General features: G+C 68.2%; 21 protein-coding genes. 5 read left to right on the top strand and 16 right to left on the bottom strand.

Going from position 1 to position 22,405, the window contains the following annotated elements:
- Nucleotides 1-23 precede the first annotated feature (23 nt).
- Both rapZ and uvrC read right to left on the bottom strand, forming a co-directional pair.
- A complete protein-coding gene (gene rapZ, locus QQ25_RS15490) occupies nt 24-938 on the bottom strand; it encodes an RNase adapter RapZ (protein ID WP_052235836.1) in 915 nt (304 codons plus the stop codon).
- A gap of 37 nt (nt 939-975) precedes the next feature.
- The gene (uvrC, locus tag QQ25_RS15485) at nt 976-3,063 is read right to left on the bottom strand and encodes an excinuclease ABC subunit UvrC (protein ID WP_039379471.1); all 2,088 of its coding nucleotides are present in this window, start codon (nt 3,061-3,063) and stop codon (nt 976-978) included.
- A gap of 50 nt (nt 3,064-3,113) precedes the next feature.
- Between uvrC and QQ25_RS15480 the strand changes: the two genes are divergently transcribed.
- Nucleotides 3,114-5,105 carry a gamma-glutamyltransferase family protein gene (locus QQ25_RS15480; protein WP_201774230.1) on the top strand — a complete coding sequence of 664 codons (1,992 nt, stop codon included), beginning with the start codon at nt 3,114-3,116 and terminating at the stop codon, nt 5,103-5,105.
- 10 nt (nt 5,106-5,115) lie between these two features.
- Here QQ25_RS15480 and QQ25_RS15475 read toward each other — a convergent pair whose 3' ends face one another.
- From QQ25_RS15475 to QQ25_RS15460, 4 genes are all read right to left on the bottom strand, one after another.
- A complete protein-coding gene (locus tag QQ25_RS15475; RefSeq protein ID WP_039380007.1) occupies nt 5,116-5,568 on the bottom strand; it encodes a PH domain-containing protein in 453 nt (150 codons plus the stop codon).
- A 5-nt stretch (nt 5,569-5,573) separates the two neighbouring features.
- Entirely contained in the window at nt 5,574-6,053 is a 480-nt protein-coding gene (ribH, locus tag QQ25_RS15470) for a 6,7-dimethyl-8-ribityllumazine synthase (RefSeq protein ID WP_039379469.1), read from the bottom strand.
- Complete coding sequence (locus QQ25_RS15465; protein WP_039319735.1) at nt 6,050-7,378, bottom strand: bifunctional 3,4-dihydroxy-2-butanone-4-phosphate synthase/GTP cyclohydrolase II; 1,329 nt, start codon at nt 7,376-7,378, stop codon at nt 6,050-6,052. Before QQ25_RS15465 ends, ribH begins: the two co-directional genes overlap by 4 nt.
- Nucleotides 7,379-7,473: 95 nt before the next feature.
- Entirely contained in the window at nt 7,474-8,073 is a 600-nt protein-coding gene (locus tag QQ25_RS15460) for a riboflavin synthase (protein ID WP_039319732.1), read from the bottom strand.
- Nucleotides 8,074-8,146: 73 nt separating this feature from the next.
- Between QQ25_RS15460 and QQ25_RS15455 the strand changes: the two genes are divergently transcribed.
- Nucleotides 8,147-8,863: an LppX_LprAFG lipoprotein gene (locus QQ25_RS15455; RefSeq protein WP_039379468.1), complete on the top strand. Its 717-nt coding sequence runs from the start codon at nt 8,147-8,149 to the stop codon at nt 8,861-8,863.
- Nucleotides 8,863-10,536, top strand: coding sequence for an MFS transporter (locus QQ25_RS15450; RefSeq protein ID WP_039379466.1), 1,674 nt, complete (start codon nt 8,863-8,865; stop codon nt 10,534-10,536). Before QQ25_RS15455 ends, QQ25_RS15450 begins: the two co-directional genes overlap by 1 nt.
- A 5-nt stretch (nt 10,537-10,541) precedes the next feature.
- Here QQ25_RS15450 and QQ25_RS30975 read toward each other — a convergent pair whose 3' ends face one another.
- The 8 genes from QQ25_RS30975 to QQ25_RS15415 all read right to left on the bottom strand — a co-directional run bounded on the left by QQ25_RS30975 (nt 10,542) and on the right by QQ25_RS15415 (nt 18,068).
- Complete coding sequence (locus QQ25_RS30975; protein ID WP_157847824.1) at nt 10,542-10,697, bottom strand: hypothetical protein; 156 nt, start codon at nt 10,695-10,697, stop codon at nt 10,542-10,544.
- A 153-nt stretch (nt 10,698-10,850) separates the two neighbouring features.
- Nucleotides 10,851-11,852, bottom strand: coding sequence for a bifunctional diaminohydroxyphosphoribosylaminopyrimidine deaminase/5-amino-6-(5-phosphoribosylamino)uracil reductase RibD (ribD, locus tag QQ25_RS15445; RefSeq protein WP_039379464.1), 1,002 nt, complete (start codon nt 11,850-11,852; stop codon nt 10,851-10,853).
- Nucleotides 11,849-12,526, bottom strand: coding sequence for a ribulose-phosphate 3-epimerase (gene rpe / locus QQ25_RS15440; protein WP_039380005.1), 678 nt, complete (start codon nt 12,524-12,526; stop codon nt 11,849-11,851). The genes ribD and rpe overlap by 4 nt, the downstream gene beginning before the upstream one ends.
- Nucleotides 12,527-12,531: 5 nt before the next feature.
- Entirely contained in the window at nt 12,532-13,941 is a 1,410-nt protein-coding gene (locus tag QQ25_RS15435; RefSeq protein ID WP_039319727.1) for an RsmB/NOP family class I SAM-dependent RNA methyltransferase, read from the bottom strand.
- A complete protein-coding gene (gene fmt, locus QQ25_RS15430; protein WP_039319725.1) occupies nt 13,938-14,867 on the bottom strand; it encodes a methionyl-tRNA formyltransferase in 930 nt (309 codons plus the stop codon). The genes QQ25_RS15435 and fmt overlap by 4 nt, the downstream gene beginning before the upstream one ends.
- A 33-nt stretch (nt 14,868-14,900) precedes the next feature.
- Complete coding sequence (locus tag QQ25_RS15425; protein WP_039319724.1) at nt 14,901-15,437, bottom strand: LemA family protein; 537 nt, start codon at nt 15,435-15,437, stop codon at nt 14,901-14,903.
- Nucleotides 15,431-17,257, bottom strand: coding sequence for a DUF2207 domain-containing protein (locus QQ25_RS15420; RefSeq protein ID WP_039379462.1), 1,827 nt, complete (start codon nt 17,255-17,257; stop codon nt 15,431-15,433). The genes QQ25_RS15425 and QQ25_RS15420 overlap by 7 nt, the downstream gene beginning before the upstream one ends.
- Before the next feature lie 91 nt (nt 17,258-17,348).
- A complete protein-coding gene (locus QQ25_RS15415) occupies nt 17,349-18,068 on the bottom strand; it encodes an SDR family NAD(P)-dependent oxidoreductase (RefSeq protein ID WP_039379460.1) in 720 nt (239 codons plus the stop codon).
- Between the two features lie 67 nt (nt 18,069-18,135).
- Here QQ25_RS15415 and QQ25_RS15410 point away from each other — a divergent pair, with 67 nt between their 5' ends.
- Nucleotides 18,136-18,693 carry a MarR family winged helix-turn-helix transcriptional regulator gene (locus tag QQ25_RS15410; RefSeq protein WP_039379458.1) on the top strand — a complete coding sequence of 186 codons (558 nt, stop codon included), beginning with the start codon at nt 18,136-18,138 and terminating at the stop codon, nt 18,691-18,693.
- Between the two features lie 44 nt (nt 18,694-18,737).
- Here the strand turns inward: QQ25_RS15410 and QQ25_RS15405 are convergent, their stop codons facing one another.
- Nucleotides 18,738-20,738, bottom strand: a complete 2,001-nt coding sequence (locus tag QQ25_RS15405) for a primosomal protein N' (protein ID WP_039319720.1) — start codon at nt 20,736-20,738, stop codon at nt 18,738-18,740.
- The gene (locus QQ25_RS15400) at nt 20,735-21,457 is read right to left on the bottom strand and encodes a lysoplasmalogenase (protein WP_234711911.1); all 723 of its coding nucleotides are present in this window, start codon (nt 21,455-21,457) and stop codon (nt 20,735-20,737) included. Before QQ25_RS15400 ends, QQ25_RS15405 begins: the two co-directional genes overlap by 4 nt.
- On the opposite strand from QQ25_RS15400, the gene QQ25_RS15395 reads away from it, so the two are divergent.
- Nucleotides 21,456-22,400 carry an alpha/beta hydrolase gene (locus tag QQ25_RS15395; RefSeq protein WP_039379456.1) on the top strand — a complete coding sequence of 315 codons (945 nt, stop codon included), beginning with the start codon at nt 21,456-21,458 and terminating at the stop codon, nt 22,398-22,400. The two genes, QQ25_RS15400 and QQ25_RS15395, sit on opposite strands and share 2 nt — an antisense overlap.
- The last annotated feature ends 5 nt before the right edge of the window (nt 22,401-22,405 follow it).

The raw sequence follows: 22,405 nt of genomic DNA, 5'->3' as shown, positions 1-22,405 counted from the left end.
TCGTACTCCTCGCGCGCGGGATGTCATTCGCGCCCCAGATCCCGGTGCAGCACGTGCACGGTGAGCCCGTCACCACCCTGCAACCGCTGCGCCAGCGCCTCGGCGATCGCCACGCTGCGATGTTTGCCGCCGGTACAGCCGATGGCGACGGTCATATAACGCTTCCCCTCCCGGCGGTATCCGGCGATCACCACGTCCAACAGACGATGGTAGGTGTCGAGAAATTCCCTGGCCCCCGGTTGTCCCAATACATAGTCACGCACATCCGGATGTTGACCGGTGTGCGGGCGTAACTCGTCAACCCAGTGCGGGTTCGGCAGGAACCGGACGTCCATCACCGTGTCCGCGTCCATCGGCAGCCCGTACTTGTAGCCGAACGACTCCACGGTGACATTCGTGTAGGCGACGGTCTCGCCGCCGAACGCACGCTCGATGCTCTCACGCAACGCCGGCACTGGGAGCGCCGATGTGTCGATCACCAGATCGGCCGCCGCACGCACCGGCGCCAGCAACGCCCGCTCGGCGGCGATCCCCTCGGCCAGGGTCTGCGTGCCCTGCAGCGGGTGACTGCGCCGGTTCTGCTCATAGCGACGCACCAGGATGTCGTCGGACGCCTCAAGGAACAGCACCCGAGGGGTGATGCTGCGGGCCGCCAATTCGTTGCGCACCCAATCGAGATCGCCGGTGAAACCGCGCGAGCGCACATCCATCACCACAGCCAGCTGGGTGATGCGCGATCCGGCGGCCAACCCCAACTCGACCATGCGGGCGATCAGCTCCGGCGGCAGGTTGTCGGCGACATACCAGCCGAGGTCCTCCAACACCTTCGCAGCGGTACCGCGCCCGGCCCCGGACAAGCCGGTGACCAGCACCACGTCGATTTCCGGGTCGGCGTCCGCACCACCCACGATGCCGCCCTCGCGCAGATGTTCGTTCATGCGCGATCCGCCTGGCTTTCCATGTCCCCGTTACCTGTCATCCCGACACCCTGCGTCGATCATCCTCGATAACCGTTGCGGGCGCCCCTGAATCGCCCAGTCCGGCGCTGTTCTCACTTCGCGGGCCATCCCCGCTCGTCTCGATTGGCGGCCCACCGCCGTGCTCGATGGGCGGCCCGCCGCCGAGCGCAGCGAGGACGGCCTTCGCCGTCGTCACACCGATCCCCGGCACCGCGGTGATCTCCTCGACCGTCGCCTCCTTGAGTCGCGCCACGGATCCGAAGTGCGTCACCAACGCCTTGCGACGCTGCTCACCCAAACCCCGCACCGAGTCGAGGGCCGACGCGGTCATCCGCTTGGACCGCTTGCTGCGGTGATAGCTGATCGCGAACCGGTGTGCCTCGTCGCGCACACGCTGCAGCAAGTACAGACCCTCGCTGTTGCGCGGGAAGATGATCGGATCGGGTTCCGAAGGTACCCACACTTCTTCCAGGCGCTTGGCCAGTCCGATCACCGCGACATCGGTCACGCCCAGTTCCTCGAGCACCGCGGCCGCCGCATTGACCTGAGGGGCGCCGCCGTCCACGACGAACAGATTGGGCGGATAGGCGAATCGGCGCGGACGCTGGTCGGCCCCCGCCTCGGGCTGGGTATCGCTCGTGTGCCGCAGGAAACGGCGCCGGGTCACCTCGGCGATGGAGGCGACGTCGTCCGAGCGTCCTTCACCGGCGGCCTCGCGGATCGCGTAGTGCCGGTAGTCCGACTTTCGTGGCACCCCGTCCTCGAACACCACCAGCGAGGCGACCACGTCGGTGCCCTGCACATGGCTGATGTCCACGCATTCGATCCGCAACGGCGCGTCTGCCAGACCGAGGGAATCCTGAATGCTCTGCAGCGCTTCCGATCTGGCGTTGAAGTCGCCCGCCCGTTTGAGTTTGTGCTGGGCCAGCGCCTCGCGCGCATTGCGTTGAACTGTCTCGGCCAGTGTGCGTTTGTCGCCGCGCACCGGCACGCGCAGGCTCACCCGAGAGCCGCGGAGGCCCGACAACCATGCCGACAGTTCGTCGGCATTCGGCGGCAGCACCGGCACCAGCACCTCCCGCGGCACCGGGTTGGTCGCCTCGTCGGCCGCGCCGCCCAGTTCGGCCTGCTCGCCGTAGAACTGGGTGAGGAACTGCTCGACCAATTGTTGTCGCCCGGACTGACTTTGGTCCTCCGGCTCCGAATCACGGGTCGCCTCCGGCTCCGAAGACTTCTCGACGATCCAACCGCGCTGACCCCGCACCCGGCCGCCACGCACGTGGAACACCTGCACGGCCGCCTCGAGATCATCGTCGGCGAATGCCACCACGTCGGCATCCGTACCGTCGCCGAGCACCACGGCCTGTTTCTCCAGCGCGCGTTTGAGCGCCGCGATGTCGTCGCGCAGCCTGGCGGCCCGCTCGAAGTCCAGCTCCTCGGCCGCCGCCGTCATCTGCTGTTCCATGTCGCGGGCCAACCGGTCGGTCTTGCCGGCCAGGAAGTCGCAGAAATCCAGCACGATGCGGCGGTGTTCCTCGGCACTGACCCGGCCGATGCACGGCGCGGAACACTTGTCGATGTAGCCGAGCAGGCACGGACGGTCGATCTGCCTGTGCCGCTTGAACACTCCGGCCGAGCACGTCCTGGCCGGAAACACCCGGGTGAGCAGGTCGAGTGTCTCCCGGATCGCCCACGCATGCGAATACGGGCCGAAGTAGCGCACACCTTTGCGCCGCGGCCCGCGATACACCATCAGCCGCGGGTACTCCTCGTTGAGGGTGACCGCCAGCACCGGATACGTCTTGTCATCGCGGTAGCGGATGTTGAAGCGCGGATCGAACTCCTTGATCCAGTTGTACTCGAGCTGCAGAGCCTCGACCTCGGTGGTGACCACCGTCCACTCGACACTGCCCGCCGTCATCACCATCTGTCGGGTGCGTGGCGCCAGGCTCGAAATGTCGGCGAAGTACGAGGTCAGCCGACTACGCAGGCTTTTGGCCTTACCGACGTATATGACGCGGCCGTGTGGGTCCCGGAACCGGTACACGCCCGGCTCCACTGGTATCGATCCGGGCGCCGGCCGGTACGTCGCTGGATCGGGCACGGTTTCCAGGTTACTGCCGCGATCCGACGGAACTCCGCTACCGTCGAACTGTGCGGTTGCTGGCGTCCACCCGTTCGGTCATCGCCCTGCTCAGTGTCCTCGCCGTGATCCTTGCCGGATGCGCCGATGGCAGTCGGCGCCCGGCGACGTCCGACGCCGGACCGTGTCAGATCCTGTCCAACGGCACTCCGCTACCCAAACCTCCTCGTGCACCGCCCCCGCCAACCGTGCGCCCGCCAACCGCGGCCCCGCAGCCCGCGCCACCACCGTCCCGGGACCCGGCGACCAACCCCGAAATCGGCACCGGCTACCGCAGCGACATGACCGCCGTCCGCACCGCGACCTACACGGTGGCGACCGCCAACCCGCTGGCGACCGAAGCCGCCTGCAAGGTGCTGCGCGACGGCGGCACCGCGGCCGACGCGCTGGTGACCGCGCAGGCCGTGCTCGGCCTCGTCGAACCACAGTCCTCCGGCATCGGCGGCGGCGGCTTCCTGCTGTACTACGACGCGGCCGGCAATGCGGTACGCGCATATGACGGACGAGAAACCGCGCCGGCCGCGGCGACCGAGAACTACCTGCGCTGGGTGTCCGAGACCGACCGCAGCGGCCCCAAACCCGATGCCCGGTCGTCGGGCCGCTCCATCGGGGTGCCGGGCATCGTGAGGCTGCTCGACGACGTGCATCGCCAGTTCGGCAAGAAGACCTGGCGCGATCTGTTCGATCCGGCCGTATCGATGGCCGATCGCGGATTCGACATCAGCCCACGACTGGCGGCTGCCATCGACGACGCCGACGCCCAACTCCGGCTGGATCCCGCCGCCGGCGGCTACTTCCTCAACCCCGATGGCAGCCCGAAACCCGTCGGCACCCGCATGACGAATCCGGCGTATGCGAAAACGCTGGGCGCCATCGCCTCTGAGGGGGCGCAGGCGTTCTACACCGGCGACATCGCCCGCGCTGTCGTGTCTGCGGCCGCCGACCCGGCCGGCGGCCGCACGCCGGGTGCCATCACCGAGCAGGACCTCGCCGGCTACACCGTCAAACAACGCGATCCGTTGTGCACCACCTACCGCGGCCGGGAGGTCTGCGGTATGCCACCGCCCTCCTCGGGCGGCATCGCGGTGGCGGCCACCCTGGGCATGCTGGAGCACTTCCCCATGAGCAACTACAAGCCGAGCCGCGTCGACCGCAACGGCGGTCATCCGTCGGTGACCGGGGTGCACCTGGTCTCGGAGGCCGAGCGCCTGGCCTACGCCGACCGCGACCGCTACGTGGCCGACACCGATTTCGTCCCGCTACCCGGCGGATCACCCGAGCGTCTGTTGGACGGCGCCTACCTCACGGGACGGGCCGCCCTGATTTCGAGGAACCACACGATGGGGGTGGCCGCGCCCGGGGACTTCGCGCCCCCGATGACCATCCCGCCCGCACCTGAGCACGGCACCAGCCAGATCAGCATCATCGACAGCTTCGGCAACGCCGCGTCGCTGACCACCACGATCGAGTCCGCCTTCGGTTCGTTCCACATGGTCGACGGCTTCCTGCTCAACAACCAGCTCACCGACTTCTCGGCCGAGCCGATCAGCACCGAAGGTCATCCGATACCCAACCGGGTCCAGCCCGGCAAGCGCCCGCGCAGCACCATGGCACCGACACTGGTCTTCGACAAGGCGGGGCCGCAACGCGGTCCGCTCTATGCCGTCCTGGGCTCCCCCGGCGGCGCGGTGATCATCCAGTACGTCGTGAAAACCCTTGTGGGCATCATGGATTGGAACCTGGACCCGCAGCAGGCGGTGTCGATGATCGATTTCGGCGCGGCCAACACGCCCGTCACCAACATCGGCGGCGAGCATCCGTTGGTCGACACCGTCGCCAACGGAGACCGTGACCAGCTGGTCGAGGGACTGCGGGCACTCGGGCATCAGGTGTCGCTGGCCGATCAGTCCAGCGGGCTCTCAGCCCTGGTACGCACGTCGTCTGGCTGGATCGGCGGGGCCGACCCCCGCCGTGAGGGCCAGGTGCTGGGCGACGCCGGCTGATCTCGCGGTGTCAGGCGAGGTTTGACCGGTACCGGTCGATCAGGTCGCGAACCTCGTCCATGGCCGCGACCGCACGCCCCTTGTCGATCGCCTGGATCGCCATCACCGGAATGTACTCGTCGTCGGGAAGCTCCACCCTGGCCCAACGGGCCCCGACCGGAAAGGACACGCCGAGCACGTCGGACCAGGGAATCACCTTGAACCCGATCAGGTTCCGGACCGCCACCCCCGCCGGGCCCACCTTCAGGCGGGGCCGCGCGAACATCAGCACCACTCCGCCGATGATCGCTCCCAGCAAGGCGATGGCCACCTGATCCGAGGTTTGGAAGAGCACCCCGGTGGAGCCGACCTTCAGCAGCACCCCCACCGCGACGTGCGCCAGGAAGATCACCAGTGCCGCACCGTAGGCGAAATACGGTGTCCGATAGGGGCGGACGTCGATGTCCCAGGTTTGTGCAGTCATCTGTGTCACGCGTCGGCGCGCAGCTCCCGCAGCGTCAGCGCGGTGGACAACGCCGCCGCCGCCGCCTGGGCGCCTTTGTCCTCGGTCGAATCCGCCAGACCGGCGCGATCGAGAGCCTGCGCCTCGTTGTCGGTGGTCAGTACACCGTTGGCGACCGGGGTGGAGGCGTCGAGCGACACCCGGGTCAGGCCCTGCGTCACCGCGTCGCACACGTAGTCGAAATGCGGTGTCTGGCCGCGGATCACCACGCCCAACGCCACGACCGCATCGTGGGTCGCGGCCAATGCCTGTGCCACCACCGGGATTTCGATGGCACCGAGCACCCGCACCACTTTCGGATCGGCGATTCCGGCCTCGACGGCGACCTTGCGGGCGCCCTCCAGCAGCGCATCGCAGATCGTGGTGTGCCAGGTGCTCGCGACGATGGCGAGTTTCACATCAGAGGCGTCGACCTGGGGCAGATCCGGAACGCCGTGGGCGCTCACAGGCTCGATCCCGAATCGGTCGCGGTGGGCGGCCGACGGTCGCCGAGCAGGTACACCGCCTCGTCGTAGTCGTCCATGCTCACCGCTTCGTCGTAATCTTCGAGGCCGACGAGATCGTGACCCATGCGGTCCCGCTTGGTCATCAGGTAGCGGATGTTCTCCGAGTTGGCCCGCACGGGCAGCGGTACCCGCTCGATGATGTGCAGCCCGTAACCGTCCAGACCCACCCGCTTGGCCGGGTTGTTGGTCAGCAGCCGCATGGACCTGATGCCGAGGTCGACCAGAATCTGCGCGCCGATGCCGTAATCGCGGGCGTCGGCAGGCAGGCCGAGCTTCAGGTTCGCGTCGACGGTGTCCTCGCCGGCATCCTGCAGCTGATACGCCTGCAGTTTGTGCATCAGACCGATGCCACGGCCCTCGTGCCCGCGCATGTAGAGCACCACGCCGCGGCCCTCGCGGGCCACCATCGCCATCGCGGCGTCCAGTTGCGGGCCGCAGTCACAGCGCCGGGAGCCGAAGACGTCCCCGGTCAGGCATTCGGAGTGCACGCGGACCAGGACGTCGTGACCGTCGCTGGCCGGCCCGGCGATGTCGCCGCGCACCAGCGCGACATGTTCGACATCCTCGTAGATGCTCTTGTAACCGACCGCCACGAACTCGCCGTGCCGGGTCGGGATGCGCGCCTCGGCGATGCGCTCGATGTGCTTCTCGTGCTTGCGACGCCACTCGATCAGGTCGGCGATCGAGATCAGCGCCAAGTCATGGTCGTCGGCGAAGACACGCAGCTCGTCGGTGCGCGCCATGTCGCCTTCGTCCTTCTGGCTGACGATCTCGCAGATGGCGCCGGCGGGCTGCAGCCCGGCCAGGCGGGCCAGGTCCACGGCGGCCTCGGTGTGTCCGGGACGGCGCAGCACGCCACCGTCCTTGGCCCGCAACGGAACCACGTGGCCGGGTTTGGTGAAATCGTCGGCGACGGCGGACGGATCGGCGAGCGCACGCATGGTGGTGGCCCGGTCGGAAGCCGAAATACCGGTTCCCACATCCTTTTTCGCGTCGACTGTGACGGTGTAGGCGGTACCGTGCTTGTCCTGGTTGACCGCGTACATCGGCAGCAGGCCCAGCCGGTCGCAGATCTCACCGTCGAGCGGCACACACAGGTAGCCGGAGGTGTAGCGGACCATGAACGCGACGAGTTCCGGGGTGGCCTTCTCGGCAGCGAAGATCAGATCGCCCTCGTTCTCGCGATCTTCGTCGTCGATCACCACCACGGCTTTGCCCGCCGCGATATCGGCTATCGCCCTCTCGACGGAATCGAGCCTGGTCATCTGCGCCACCTTGCCTGTTCGAATGCCGGGTCCCGATGCGGGACCCAACGCCACTCCAGTATGAACCACTGAAATCCAGCGGTTATTGCCAGCTCTTACTCACCGGGACCGGTCATCAGCCGCTCCACGTACTTGGCGATGATGTCGACCTCGAGGTTGACCGTCGTCCCCACGGCTGCCTGCCCCAGGGTGGTGAGTTCACGCGTGGTGGGAATCAGTGAGACCTCGAACCATTCGTCGGCCACTGCGGACACCGTCAGCGACACCCCGTCGACGGTGATCGATCCCTTCTCCACGACATACCGCGACAGCGCGGCGGGCAGCCCGATGCGGACCACTTCCCAGTGGTCGAAGGGCGTGCGGGAAATCACAGTCCCGGTGCCGTCCACGTGGCCCTGCACGATGTGGCCACCGAGGCGGCTGTTGACCGCGGCCGCCCGCTCCAGGTTCACCTGGCTGCCGACCCCGACGCCGCCCAGGCTCGACCTGTTGAGGGTCTCCCCCATGACGTCGGCGGTGAACGCACCGTCGGGCAGGACGTCCACCACGGTCAGGCAGACCCCGTTCACCGCGATCGAATCGCCGTGACCGGCGTCGGCGGTGACCACGGGTCCGCGGATGGTGAATCGGGCGGCATCGGTCAGCTCCGCCTTGTCGACCAGGACACCCAGCTCTTCAACGATTCCGGTGAACACGCCGACCAGACTATTCGGCCCGACTGCGAGTTGAAGAAAACGCCCGGCTGTCGCGAACCTCTACGATGCAGTCATGCAGACGCGCCCACGCTTCGCAGTCCAGTCCTTACTCGCAATTCTCTTCGCAGCGGCCGCCCTGGTTGCCGGCTGCTCGTCCTCCACTTCGGAGAAGTCGAACGCCCCGCTGCCCGATGCGGCCCAGCTGCTGCAGGAGTCTTCGGCCAGCACCAAGGCCCAGCAGAGCGTGCATCTGCTGCTGACGGTGCAGGGCACCATCCAAGGGCTTCCGGTGGAGAAGCTCGACGGTGACCTGACCAACACCCCCGAGGTCGCCGCCCAGGGCACCGCCGACCTGCTGTTCGCGGGCCAGAAGCTGGCCGACGCGAAGTTCGTGGTGGCAGGCGGCGATCTGTACGCCGCGCTCACCCCCGGCGATCCGCTGTCCAACTACGGACCCGCGGCGAACATCTACGACATCTCGGCGATCCTGAACCCCGACAACGGCCTGGCCAATGTGCTGGCCAACTTCAGCGATCCCAAGGCCGACGGCCGCGAATCCATCAACGGCACCGAAGCGGTCCGGGTCACCGGCACCGTCAGCGCCGACGCGGTCAACAAGATCGCCCCGCAGCTCAAGGCCGAAGGCCCCGTCCCGGGAACCGCGTGGATCACCGAGGACGGAAACCACACCCTCCTGCAGGCCAAGCTCGAACCCACCCCCGGCAACAGCGTCACCATGACGCTGACTGACTGGGGCAAGCAGGTCACCGTCACCAAGCCCGCGTCCTGATGCAGGCCGCGCAGGCGGTGCGCACCGGCCGTAACCGCAACATCGCGATCAGCGCGGGCAGCCTGGCCGTGCTGCTCGGCGCCCTCGACACCTACGTCGTGGTCACGATCATGACCGACATCATGTCCGACGTCGGTATCGCGATCAACAAGATCCAGCAGGTCACGCCCATCATCACGGGCTACCTGCTGGGCTACATCGCCGCCATGCCGCTGTTGGGCCGGGCCTCGGACCGGTTCGGCCGCAAGATGCTGATCCAGATCGGCTTGGCCGGTTTCGCGGTCGGCTCGGTGATCACCGCGCTCTCAGGGGACCTGACCACTCTGGTCATCGGCCGCGTGGTGCAGGGCACCGCGAGCGGGGCGCTGCTGCCCGTGACCCTGGCGCTGGCCGCCGACCTGTGGGCGGCGCGTAACCGTGCCGCGGTGCTGGGCGGCGTCGGCGCCGCCCAGGAGTTCGGCAGCGTTCTCGGTCCGCTGTACGGCATCGGCGCGGTGGCGCTGTTCCATCACTGGCAGTCGGTGTTCTGGATCAACGTGCCGCTGGCGGTCATCGCCATGGTGATGATCCATTTCAGCCTGCCGGGCAAGGAGCCGAGCGAGCACCCCGAGAAGGTCGACGTCATCGGCGGCGTCCTGCTCGCGATCACGCTGGGCCTGGCGGTTGTCGGCCTGTACAACCCGGAACCGGATGGCAAACAGGTGCTGCCCAGCTGGGGCCTTCCGGTGCTGATCGGCGCGCTGGTGGCGGCCGTCGCATTCTTCGTCTGGGAGAAGGTGGCCCGCACCCGGCTGATCGAACCCGCGGGCGTACGGTTCCGACCGTTCCTGGCCGCGCTGGCCGCGTCGTTGTGCACCGGTGCCGCCCTGATGGTCACGCTGGTCAACGTCGAACTGTTCGGCCAGGGCGTGCTGGGCAAGGACAAGTACGACGCCGCGTTCCTGCTGCTGCGGTTCCTGATCGCGCTGCCGATCGGTGCCCTGATCGGCGGCTGGATCGCCACCAGGGTCGGCGACCGCATCGTCAGCTTCGCCGGCCTGATGATCGCGGCCGGTGGCTTCTGGATGATCAGTCACTGGTCCATCACCGTGCTCGACAACACCTACAACCTGGCGCTGTTCCGGCTACCGGTGATGGACACCGATCTTGCGATCGTGGGCCTGGGGCTCGGATTGGTGATCGCCCCGCTGACATCGGCCTCGCTGCGGGTGGTGCCTGCCGCACAGCACGGCATCGCCTCGGCATTCGTCGTCGTGGCCCGGATGATCGGCATGCTGATCGGCATGGCGGGCCTGTCCGCGTGGGGCCTCTACCGCTTCAATCAGCACCTGGCCAACCTGTCGGCCGCGGCGAACACCGGCTCCATGTCGCTGCAAGAACGGCTGGCGTCTCAGGCGATTCGCTATCGCGAGGCCTACGTTTCGATGTACGGCGATATCTTCGGGATCACCGCGATCGTGTGCGTGGTGGGTGCGGTACTCGGCCTGCTGATCGCCGCCCGCAACGTCCACGTCGACGAGCCCGCCGAACCGCCCAGTGGTGATGGTGATGATGACGGTGACGCTTCGACCGGGCAGCTGTACCTCCCGACGCAGGTGCTGCCGGTCCAGTCCGCCGACGAGACGGCCCAGCTACCGCGGCAGGAGCCGCAGGGCCGGCACCGCTCCGGCTGACCGGCTCAGCAGCGTTCGGTCCCGGGAGTGAGCAATCGTGGTGCCCGGTCGGTCTCCACTGGCCGGCTGGGCATCACCATGCGCAGCGGGGCGCGCACCAGCGTGCGAATCGTGCGGGGAGTCCACGGCGTGCTGGGGAGCCAGTCCTGCAGTGCAGTCATGGTCGCGTCCTTTGCTCGAGTTCACTCGGCGCATATTCGGCAGTGAACGCGCTCTGGTACGAGTGTACCGATCTCCACCGACAGCGCTCGGCATTTGACGAGCGTAACTTAGGTCACCCTAACTTGAGCTGGCTACCTACTGCGAGCCTGCTATCAGTTGGGTACCAGGCTCAGGCGAACATCCGGCCCGATGGCGTTGATGCCGTCGAATCGCCACCGCTGCGCGTGCACGATGCTCGGCACGCCGATGTCATCGACCGCCGTGATCGGACCACCCAGCAATATCGGCGCCACATAAGCCAGGATCCGATTGACCACACCCGCGCGCAGGAACGCCCCGGCAAGGGTCGGGCCGCCCTCCAGGAACACATCGGTGCGGTCGCCCAGCGACCGCATCACCTCGAGTGGATCGTGAGTACGGATCAGCATCGTGTGCGAATCCTCGTTGAGCACCTTGGCGTCCGGTGACACCTCGCGCATGCCCACCACCACGCGCAGCGGCTGATGGCTGGTGAGCGAACCATCGGCCCGCCGCGCGGTCAGCGTCGGATCATCGACGAACACCGTTCCGGTACCCACCACGATCGCATCGGCCGCGGCCCGCTTGCGATGGACGTCGGCGCGTGCGGCCTCACTGGTGATCCACTGGCTCGAGCCGTCGGCAGCCGCGCTGCGACCGTCCACACTCGTCGCGAACTTCCATGTCACATGCGGTAATCCGGTGCGCTGCTTGTGCAGCCACTCCCTCAGCGGGCCCTGTTCCACCTCGTCGGCCAACAGACCGGTGCTGACCGTGACACCGCCGTCGGTGAGCCGTTGCGCACCGCCCGCCGCCACGGGGTTGGGATCGGACACCGCATAGACCACCGTCGAAATCCCTGCCGCCAGAAGCGCATCCACACATGGCGGAGTCCGGCCATGGTGATTGCAGGGCTCCAGGGTGACGACGGCGGTGCCCCCGGCGGCGCGCTCGCCCGCTACCTGCAAAGCCACCACCTCGGCGTGCGGGCCACCGGCCGGCTGTGTCCCACCGACCCCGGCCACCTGCCCGTCACGGTCCAGGATCACCGCTCCGACAGGCGGATTGGGATAGGTCGTGCCCTTGACCTCTTCGGCCTGCTCGATGGCCAAGCGCATCACGGCCGCAGACGTCATAGCGTCAGATGTTTGGAGCTGCTCGCGGCCTGCCGGCGCAGAGATTTCACCGCTTCGGCCGGATCGGCCGCGCTGTACACCGCGGAGCCTGCGACGAAGCAGTCGACGCCTGCCTCGGCGGCCTGCTCGATCGTGTCGGCGTTGATGCCGCCGTCGATCTCGACGACGATGGTCAGCTCGCCCGAGTCGACGAGCCGGCGCACGGTGCCCACCTTGGCCAGCACTTCCGGGATGAACTTCTGACCGCCGAAGCCGGGCTCCACCGACATCACCAGCAGGGTGTCGAACTCTTTGAGGATCTCCAGGTACGGCTCCAACGGGGTGCCCGGCTTCACTGACAGGCCGGCCTTCGCGCCGGCAGCGCGGATATCGCGAGCCACGCCGACCGGGTTGTCGGTCGCCTCGGCGTGGAACGTCACGTTGTACGCACCGGCCTCGGCGTACGGCGGGGCCCAGCGCTCGGGGTTGTCGATCATCAGGTGGCAATCCATCGGGATGTCGGTCACCTTGAGCAACGACTCGACCACCGGCAGGCCCAGCGTGAGGTTGGGCACGAAGTGGTTGTCCATCACGTCGACGTGCAGCCAGTCGGCACCCGCCACCGCGGCGACCTCATCGGACAGCCGCGCGAAGTCGGCGGACAAGATGGACGGGGCGATAAGGGGTTCTGCCATGGCGTTCACCCTACTTTCAGGGCGGCCGCGAACATCGCATCGGTCCCATGCCGGTGCGGCCACAGCTGGACGTGCGGCCCGTCACCGAGGTCGTCGGCCGGGGCAAACAACGCCCGGGTGTCCAGCTGGGTCACCGAATGTCTGCGCACGGCGTCGGCCACCACCCCGACCGTCTCGGCCAGGTGCGGCGAACACGTGGCGTAGAGCACCACGCCGCCGGGGCGAGTCAGCTTGATGGCCGCGGCCAGCAGTTCGCGCTGCAGTTTCGCCAGGCCGGGGACATCCCCTGGCTGGCGCCGCCAGCGCGCCTCTGGGCGACGGCGCAGCGCTCCCAGCCCCGTGCAGGGAGCGTCAACCAGGACCCGGTCGAATCCGGGTTCCAGACCGGACTCCCGCCCGTCCACGCGGTGCACGTCGACGTCGAGTCCGCGGACGTTCTCCTCGACCAGGTCGGCGCGCCGAGGGGTCGGTTCGACCGCGGTCACCCGGGCACCCGAGGCCGCGCCGATCGCGGCCAGCAGTGCGGTCTTGCCGCCGGGGCCGGCACACAGATCGAGCCAACGGCCGTTGTCCGGGCTGTCGAGCTCGGCCAAGGTGAGCGCGCGGGCCACCAGTTGACTGCCCTCGTCCTGGACCTGGGCCGCGCCGTCACGGATGGCAGCCAGCCGGCCGGGATCACCGCCCGGCAGATACACCGCGTACGGCGAGTAGCGGCCGACGGTCCCGTCGGCTTGGGCGGCCAGCTCTTCCGCCGTCAACGCATTGGGCCGAGCGGCCAGGTGCACCACCGGCCGTTCGTCGTCACTTGTCAGCAGCGCATCGAGTTCACCGGCCCGGGCTCCCAACGCGTCGGTGAAGGCCTGAGCGATCCACCGCGGGTGGGCGTGCAGGAAGGCGGCATGTCCGACCGGGTCGGTGGCCGCCGATGGCGCGAGCTGCTCCATCCAGTCCTGTTCACTGCTGCGCGAAATCGTGCGCAGCACGCCGTTGACGAAACCTGCTCGGGCCGTATCGAATTCGATACCGGCCTGCTCAACGGTGGTGGATACCGCGGCATGCGGCTCCACCCGGGTGCGCAGCAGCTGGTAGGTGCCCAGCCGCAACAGGTCGAGCAGCACCGGATCGATCTGCTCGGGCGGGCGCCCGGCGGCCGCGGCGATGACGGCGTCGAGCAGCCCGCGGGTGCGGCAGGCGCCGTAGGTCAGTTCGGTGGCGAAGGCCGCATCCCGCCCCTCGATCCCCCGCTCGCGCAGCAGCGCCGGCAGCGCCAGGTTGGCGTAGGAATCACGCTCGGATACGGCACGCAGCACGTCGAATGCGGCCCGGCGGGCGGGATCCAGCGGCGTGCGCCGGTGTTGGCGGTTGCGTTGCGGCGGACGATTGGGCCGGTTGGACCGGTTCGGCGTATTGGTCATGATGCGCGCACCGAATCCTCCAACCGCGCGCCGCGCGCCCAGTCGGCGGCGCTCATGAGTTTCTTGCCGGGTGGCTGGATCTGCCCCAACCGCACCGGTTGCGAACCCGTGCCGACCAACACCGCGTTGCGTTCGACGCGAATTTCACCGGCGGCCAACGAATCCTCCGACTGATCCACCGTGACCGGACCGACCTTGACGCGGAGATCCCCGATCATCGTCCAGGCACCCGGATTCGGTGTCACCGATCGGATCTGCCGGTCGACCACGTGAGCCGGCAGATCCCAGCGCACCCGGGCGGACTCCACGGTGATCTTGGGCGCGAGGCTCACCCCGTCGGCGGGCTGGGGCACCGCGGTCAGCGCCCCCTCGGCGACGCCGTCCAACGTGGACTCCAGCAGTTCCGCACCCGAATCGGCAAGTCGCCCAAGCAGATCGCCCGCCGTATCGGTGTCACGCACCCGCTCGGTCACCACGCCGTAGACCGGACCGGAATCGAGGGCCGGTTCGATCAGGAACGTCGTCGCTCCGGTCACCTCGTCACCGGCCGCCAGGGAGGCCTGCACCGGCGCCGCCCCGCGCCAGGCCGGCAGCAACGAGAAGTGCAGATTGATCCAGCCGTGCCGGGGCACCGCGAGCAGACGTTCACTCAACAGCGCCCCGTAGGCGACCACCGCGCAGCAGTCCGGTGCCAGCTCGGTCAGCTCGGCGACGAACTCGTCCGAGTTGGGCTTGGCCGGTTTCAGAACAGGGATGTCATGCTCGAGCGCCAGCTGTGCCACGGGGGACGGTGCGGGCTTGCCGCGACGGCCGGCAGCGGCGTCGGGCCGGGTCAGCACCGCGACCACATCGTGGCGGGGCGAGTCGATGAGCCGCTGCAACGACGGGAGGGCGGGCTCTGGAGTTCCGGCAAAGACAAGACGCACCGCCCCAGTTTAGGGATCCGGCCCGCTGCTTCCCTAATGCGGCACCTGGTAGTACTCCCGCTCCGACACCCCGGCCAGCGGCGCGAGATACACCCACGGGATCGTTCCGACCAGGCGGTTCAGGGTGGCGACAGCGTCGTTGTAGTACTGGCGGGCGAACGCGAGCTTGTTCTCGGTGTCGGCCAGGTTCTCCTGCAAGTTCAGAAAGTTGTTCGACGAATTGAGTTGGGGGTAGGACGATCCCAGCGCCATCACCCCGGTGAGCGCCGCGTCGAGATCATGTTCGGCCGCGCTGCGCTGCACCACCGAGGGACCACCGGTGGCTGAGGCCAGAGCCGCCTGGGCGCTGCTGACTCGGCCGAGGACCGCCGTCTCGTGTGAGGCGAAGGTCGCGACGGTGTGCACCAGCGCCGGGATCAGCGCGGCCCGGCGGGTCAGCTCGACGTCGATGCCGCTCAGCGCCTCGGCGACGTGCACGTCGGCCGTCTTCAACTTGTTGTAGCCGACGATGAACCCCACCAATGCCGCCACCGCGAGTACCAGCACCACGACCAACAGCAGTCTCACCACGATCCGCCTCCTCCCCCTCCGCCGCCGCCGCCACCACCGCCGCCGGACGACGACCCTCCGCTCGACGACGATGATGATGACGACGATTGCGAGGCGGTGTACGCCCCGATCGATGACGACAGTGCCGATTCGAAACTGTCGAAGTCTGCGCCGCCCGATCCGCCCGTGAATCCGTGGCCGCTGTCCGACGAAGACGACGAGTTGTACCAACCAGGCTGGGGTGCAACGCCGCCCACGGAATCCTGATACTTCTTGGCCCACAGCGCCGCGGCGCCACCGGCCACCGCGAACGGAACGTAGGCCAAATACAGGTCTTTGCGGGCGGCGAAGTCGAATCTGGTCTCGGCGGAGTCAGTGGACAGCAACCGGTGAAATCCCTCGGCCCGCGACCACAGTTCGCGGCCGGCGGCGGTGCGGCGAGTTCCCACACCGCCGGACCAGACACTCACCGAGAACACAAAGAATGCCGCGAAGGGCAGCCCCCACAACGTGATCGGGATTCCGAACCACAACCAGAAACCGGCCACCGCAGCCAGAAATGCCACCACGTTGGCGACGAGAACCCACCACTCCTTGCGGCGCTTGACCAGCAGGCCGCTGTCGAAGGCCCATCGCCGGGCGGCGCCGGCCATGCCGACCTTGGCGCTGCTCAGCTTCTTGCCCGATGCGGCGGTGTTCTTCGCCGAGAATTCGGCGCCCGGTGACATCACCTTGAGGGCTGCGCCCACATCGATACCGACCGGATCGACATCCGCCCAATCCGCCGGCTTGGCGAGACCCTTGACCTTCCAGTGCTTGTCGCTGACCTGCCGCAACTCCACGAGTCCTCGGTCGGCGAGGTGGAACAGCGTCGCACTGAGTCCGTTCTTGGGGATATTTTCGGTGCGGATGTACTCGACCTGCACCGGCCCCAAACCGTCCGGCGGCGCGTACTGCACCGGAAATCCCGGTGGCGGTTCGACGGTGGTCCGCGAGAGGTAAAGGCCGAGCAGTGCCATTCCCACGGTCAGCAAGGCGATCCAGGCCAGTGCGGGCACTGACTGGCCGACGATCCGGTCCCAGGTGTAGGGCCACGGCAAGCCGACCTGCGGCGGCGTCTCCGCGTCGACGCCGGCCCGCACCGTCACCGGTGTGTGCGGCTCCAGATCGATGGCCCCGAACCGCACGGTGTCGCCTTCGGTGCGCAGATCCGTGCAGGGACTGCCCACGCCCGATCCCACGCTGCAGCCCGCCCCGGTGATCTCGCCGGGCAAGGTGACCGAGATGTCGGCCCGCTCGATCGTGTTGTTCCAGGCCGGCGCGATCACGTTCCAGTAGAAAGCCGATCGGGCGCCGGGACTGCCGGTATTCGCCGCGAACGTCCGGTTGGCACCGACGGTGCCCGGATCGAGGACGCCGTCGATCGTGTAGCGCATCTCGAAGACGTGGGGTCCCCAGTCCAACGTGGTGTCGGGGTCGCCGATCTTGGCCACCCGGAACCGCTTGCCGTTCTCCCACAGCAGTTCATACCGTGCGGGCGCGCCATCCACCGTGACCGAGGTGATCTCCGGTACCTGACGGAGCCGGGAGTTGTTCTGGTTGGCCACATCCCAGTAGCGGAAGAGACCGTGGCGCCCCGAGGGAAAATTGCCGGTGATGGTCTCGACCGCGGTCATCCGTCCATCGGTGTCGACGGTGAAATCGGCCCGGTAATCGGTGATGATCACCGGATCGGCGGGTCCCCCCGTTCCCGACCCGGAACCGCCGGTGAAGATCAGCGGCCACAGTAGGCCAAAAGCGATGAGCCCCAACGTGAACAACCATGACAACACCCGACGCATGGCAGCCTCCTGGTTCGGGACTCACCGAAAACGGGTGAATATCCGCCTCAGCCTATGCGCAATGGGTCGATTTGGTTCGAAACTCGCACGTCTAACGAGTCGTCCACTCTCCTCCGTTGACGGCGATGGCCTGACCGGTTATTTGACGTGCGCCGGGCGATGCAAGGAACCGTACGGTCGCCGCGATATCACTGGGCGCTCCCGCCCGCCGTGTCATCGCCGCGTCGATCAGAGCGTGCTTACGGTCGTCAGTGAGCTTGTCCCGGAAGAATTCCGTATCGGCGATGTAACCCGGTGAGACGATGTTGGCGGTGATGCCGCGATCGCCGATCCGCCTAGCAAGGTCGACGTTCCAGGACGCGACGGCTGCTTTGGCGGCTCCGTATGAACCGGCACCTTTGTCCGCGGCAATCGAACCGATCGTGATGACCGCCGACCCGCTGGGCATGGCTGGAAGCAGCGCCGTCGTCATGAGCACCGCGGTCATCACGTTGCTCTCCACGTTCAGGCGCCATGCGTCGGCGACTTCGCGCAAAGTCTGTGGTTCATCCCGGTCGAAGTCGGTGTTACCGCCGGCGTTGTTGACCAACACGTCGACCGGCCCGATCTCCCGTGCCGCGTCAGCAGTCTGCTCGGGGTCGGTTCCGTCCATGGTGACGGCGCGAACCGAGCCACCGATCTCGTCCACCGCCTTCTGGAGGACGTCCGCACGGCGACCGGTGATGACAACGTGGCAACCCTCCGTCGCGAATTGAGCGGCGATCTCGCGGCCGATTCCCGTGCCGCCACCGGTGACTACGACAGTGCGCATTGGTGCATCTCCTGCTATGTTCAGACTCGTTCGTTTAGGTCTAAACAACACACTAGCAGGAGAGCTCATGAAGGCAACGCCAGACGATGCCGTCGATGCCATCGCCGCCGCCTGGAAGCGTGAATTACCCGATGTTCCAGTGCATTCCATCGGGATTGTGACGCGGATATGGCACATCGCGAAACTTCTCGGTGACGACCGGGCCCGCCTGCTACGCGACCATGACGCCGACATGGCCACCCTGGATCTGCTGTCCACGTTGCGGCGCCACGGACAGCCGTACCGCATGACCACCCGCGAGCTGGCGACGGCCTCCCTCATCACAGCCGGGGCAATTACGCAACGCGTGGATCGGGCGGAGGCACAGGGTCTGGTCAAACGAACTGGCCGCCGCGAGTCACGTGCGGTTGACGTCGAACTCACCGCACTTGGCCGGGCTACAGTCGACGACCTCGTCGGCGCCGTCCTGGAGCGTGAGTGTCAGCTGCTCGATGGCCTACCGAGGCAACAGCAAGAACAGCTCGAGCGCACGCTCAGACTGTTGCTCGAGCACCTTTCGACATTTCTGGGCGCCGATCGGCAACCTGGCCATGTCGGGCACTCCGGCACCGGGCATGGCACGTGATGGCCCGCCGCAGCCGTCCACTGTGAGTCATGTGGTGCCGCTGTCTACCCGATGTGCAGCGGATCGATTTGGATGCGACACGGCTGTTGATCGTGGCGCGCGCTCAGCACCGCCGTGGCCCGCCGGAGTGCGGCCGCCAACTCCAGGCCGCCATCGCGCGGCACTCGGATCAGCATCCGGCTCACCTCGGCACCGGGTTCCAGACCGGGTGGTCGGCGCGCACCGGCCGGTAGTTCCACCGGGCCGAGGGTTTCCGCGACCTCGGGCAGCTGCGCGGTTTCGAGCAGTGCCGCGACCGCCGTCGTGGTTCCGTCGATGGCCGCCATGTGTACCGCGGGCGGCAGACCTACCTCGCCGCGGCCGTCGAGTTCGGCGTCGGCGTGCCCGACGGGATCCCACCGGATCAGCGCCTGCACCGTGGAGATCCCCGACTCCGCCACCACGGCCACCACGCCGCCGTCGGTGCGCGGCCGGACCAGCGCTGTCGCGGCCATCCATCGGCGCAACGTGTCCTCGGCCGCGCGCAGATCCTGTCGGCCCAGCAGCGCCCACGCGTCGAGCAACAGAGCCGCGCCGTAGCCGCCTGCGGCGATCGGCTCCGCGCCCGGGGTAGAGACCACCAGGGCCGGCTCATCGCCCACCGTCGGGATCACTGCGTCGCCGCCGGAGGTGATCACCGAGGTACCGGCAAAGGCCCGCCCCAACTCTTCGGCGGTCCGCCGGGCACCCACCACGACGGCCCGCACCGCATCCGAACCACAACGCGCACAACGCAATGCGGGTTCGGCCCGGCCGCACCAGCGGCATTCGGCGGCCGCGCTACCCCGATCGGGCAATGCCAGCGGACCGGTGCAGTGCCGGCAGCGGGTCACGGCGCGGCACCGCGCGCACGCCAACGACGGCACGTATCCGCGGCGCGGCACCTGGATGAGTACGGGGCGTCCGGCCTGCAGCGCCGAACGCGCCGCCTGCAGTGCCATGGACGGCAGCCGGGCGGTGTGCGCGGCCGGATCGCGTTCCTGCGCGTAGCCGCTGTCCTCCAAGGCGATCACCCGGGGTGCGGCGGCGCGCACGACCGGCCGGGCCGCCACAACGTCGTGCGCCCACCGGGTCCGCACCAACGCCTGCGCCTCGGCCGTGCGCGCGTAACCACCGATGATCGCCGCACACCGCAGCTGATGGGCCCGCAGCATCGCGACCTCACGGGCATGCGGATACGGCGAGCGTGGTTCGGCGAGGTTGTCGTCGCCGTCGTCCCACACCAGGACCAGCCCGAGGTTGGCCACCGGGGCGAACACGGCGCTGCGGGTCCCGATCACGAACTGGGCGTGCCCGCGTAACGCCGCCAGCCAGCGGCGGTAACGGGCCGATGGCCCCAGCCCTGCCGACAACGCGACGACGCGTGCGGCGGCCACCCGTTCGGTGGCCGCGGCATACAACGCATCCACGTCGCGCTGATCGGGCACCACCGCCACCACGCCAAGCCCGGCGTTCACCGCCACCGCGGCCGCCTCGGCCAGCCGTTGCGCCCAGTTCTCCCCGGGCAGCGCCTGCCACACCGCCCGCGCCGCGCGGCCCTCACCGATGGCGGTCAGGAATTGTTCGCCGCGGCCGTAGCGAGCCCAGGCGCTGGTGTCGACGGGAATCGGCTCAGCCGGTGCCGGCTCGTCCTGAGTCTGCTTCTCCACCCGGGCATGTCGCGGCGGCACCGCCAGCCGCAGCACGTCGGCGCGGGTGCCGGCGTAGCGCGCGGCGACGGCGTCGACCAACCGCCGGATCTCCGGGGTGAGCACCGGTTCAGGCGAGACCACCCGATCGAGCCAGCCGAGCTTGCCGGTGTGGTCGGTGTCGGAACGCCGCTCCAGCAGGTAGGCGTCGACGAGCCTGCCGTTGAAGCGGACCCGCACCCGCACGCCCGGCTGGGCGTCGTCGGATTGCTCCTCCGACACCAGATAGTCGAATTCGCGGTCCAGGTGCGGCACCGTGAGCAGGGGAAGCACCCGCGCGATGGGCTCATGCTCGGCGGCGCGGCGGGTGATGGTCACTGCGTTGGTTTAGCAGACTTGTCCGACGCTCGACCGAAGAACATGCCCGCCGTGATCAGCAGCAGTGACGCCGCGTACGCCCACCAGATCGGCACGGCGAGCAGCTGGTCGCCGCGCACGAACTGACTGATGCCGATCATGGAGTCCGACACCGCGAAACACACCGCCCCGGCGGCAGTCCACGGGGTGGGCAGGCGGGCCAGCAGCGCGGTGCACACCATGGCTCCGAGCACCGCGATGTAGGCGACCACCGGAACGGCCATCCCCTGTTCGACGAGCCGGGGCCAGAACCACGTCAACAGCGCCAGGCAGGCCACCACGGTGAGCGCGACGGCGATCAGCCGCGGCGTCGACCGTCGTGCCAGCGGCAGCAGCGCGCCCAGGAAGCACAGGTGCGCGACCAGGAACGCGGCCAGACCCAGCACGAAGGACGGCTGCCACCACGGGATCGCCAGCAGAAAGTCGCCCAGCGCCGAGAACACCAGTGCCCCGACCAGCCAGCGGCGTTCCCGCACGATCGGATGTGACCACGCGGCGGCGGCCAGCAGCAGCGCGGGCAGCGCCTTGACCGCGGGCTGGGTGAAGAACTGGCCCGTGAGATCGGCACCGGCCGGCAACCGCAGGGCCACCACGAGGAGAAACGTGCCGTAGGCGGCACCGATCACTGCCGCGGCGCCCCACAGCCACACCGTCCTGCGGTGTGCGTACGGTGGCGGCATGTCCGTTGCTGATGAGAAACCGGCTGTCGATGCCATCCTGCAGAAGGTACTGGAGGCGGTGCCGTTCCAACTATCCACCGACATCGGTGTCGAGGAGGCCCGCCGCCAGTTCGCTGAGATTCCGCGGATGCCGGTCCATCCCGAGGTGCAGACCGAGGACCGCGTGATCCCGGGGCCGGCCGGCCCGGTCCCGGTGCGGGTGTACCGTCCGCCGACGGCTGATGGCGCGACGCCGCCGGTCGTGGTGTTCATTCACGGAGGCGGCTGGGCGCTCGGTGACCTGGACACTTACGACGGCACGGCCCGCCAGCACGCCGTCGGCGCCGATGCGGTGGTGGTGTCGGTGGATTACCGGCTGGCGCCCGAGCATCCGTACCCCGCCGCTGTCGACGACGTGTGGGCCGTGACGCAGTGGGTGGCCGCCAACGGCGCCGAGTTGGGTGTCGATGCCAACCACATCGCCGTCGCCGGGGATTCGGCGGGCGGCAACCTCAGCGCGGTCGTGGCCCTCCTGGCGCGCGACGCCGGTATCCCCTTGGATTTGCAGTTGCTCTGGTACCCGGCCACCACGTGGGACACCAGCCTGCCGTCGTTCACCGAGAACGCCAAGGCACCCATCCTCGGCCTCGATGCGGTCCAGGGCTTCTCCCGCTGGTATGCCGGACACGTGGATCTGTCCGATCCGCCGGCCACGCTGGTGCCGGCCCGCGCGACGGACCTGTCAGGCCTCGCACCGGCGTATGTCGCGGTGGCCGGGCACGACCCGCTGCGTGACGACGGCATCCGCTATGCCGAATTGCTGTCCGCCGCAGGCGTTCCGGTTCAGCTTGACAATGCCAAGACCCTGGTGCACGGCTACCTCGGTTACGTCGGTGTGGTCCCCGCCACCACCGAATCGTTCGATCGGGCCATGGCCGTGCTGAGGAAGTCGCTGCACGGCTGAGCGCC

The sequence above is a fragment of the Mycolicibacterium setense genome (genome assembly GCF_000805385.1).
Lineage (GTDB): Bacteria > Actinomycetota > Actinomycetes > Mycobacteriales > Mycobacteriaceae > Mycobacterium > Mycobacterium setense.
The sequence above is the reverse complement of the archived record's forward strand: the minus strand, read 5'-3'. Positions and strand labels throughout refer to the sequence as shown.

Coding starts and splice junctions, on each gene's coding strand:
- QQ25_RS15410 (WP_039379458.1), top strand. CDS start 18,136: ATGAAGGCAACGCCAGACGATGCCGTCGATGCCATCGCCGCCGCCTGG.
- QQ25_RS15415 (WP_039379460.1), bottom strand. CDS start 18,068: ATGCGCACTGTCGTAGTCACCGGTGGCGGCACGGGAATCGGCCGCGAG.
- QQ25_RS15475 (WP_039380007.1), bottom strand. CDS start 5,568: ATGACTGCACAAACCTGGGACATCGACGTCCGCCCCTATCGGACACCG.
- QQ25_RS15400 (WP_234711911.1), bottom strand. CDS start 21,457: ATGCCGCCACCGTACGCACACCGCAGGACGGTGTGGCTGTGGGGCGCC.
- QQ25_RS15450 (WP_039379466.1), top strand. CDS start 8,863: ATGCAGGCCGCGCAGGCGGTGCGCACCGGCCGTAACCGCAACATCGCG.
- QQ25_RS15395 (WP_039379456.1), top strand. CDS start 21,456: ATGTCCGTTGCTGATGAGAAACCGGCTGTCGATGCCATCCTGCAGAAG.
- QQ25_RS30975 (WP_157847824.1), bottom strand. CDS start 10,697: ATGACTGCACTGCAGGACTGGCTCCCCAGCACGCCGTGGACTCCCCGC.
- rpe (WP_039380005.1), bottom strand. CDS start 12,526: ATGGCAGAACCCCTTATCGCCCCGTCCATCTTGTCCGCCGACTTCGCG.
- QQ25_RS15465 (WP_039319735.1), bottom strand. CDS start 7,378: ATGACCAGGCTCGATTCCGTCGAGAGGGCGATAGCCGATATCGCGGCG.
- QQ25_RS15435 (WP_039319727.1), bottom strand. CDS start 13,941: ATGACCAATACGCCGAACCGGTCCAACCGGCCCAATCGTCCGCCGCAA.
- QQ25_RS15455 (WP_039379468.1), top strand. CDS start 8,147: ATGCAGACGCGCCCACGCTTCGCAGTCCAGTCCTTACTCGCAATTCTC.
- rapZ (WP_052235836.1), bottom strand. CDS start 938: ATGAACGAACATCTGCGCGAGGGCGGCATCGTGGGTGGTGCGGACGCC.
- QQ25_RS15420 (WP_039379462.1), bottom strand. CDS start 17,257: ATGCGTCGGGTGTTGTCATGGTTGTTCACGTTGGGGCTCATCGCTTTT.
- ribD (WP_039379464.1), bottom strand. CDS start 11,852: ATGACGTCTGCGGCCGTGATGCGCTTGGCCATCGAGCAGGCCGAAGAG.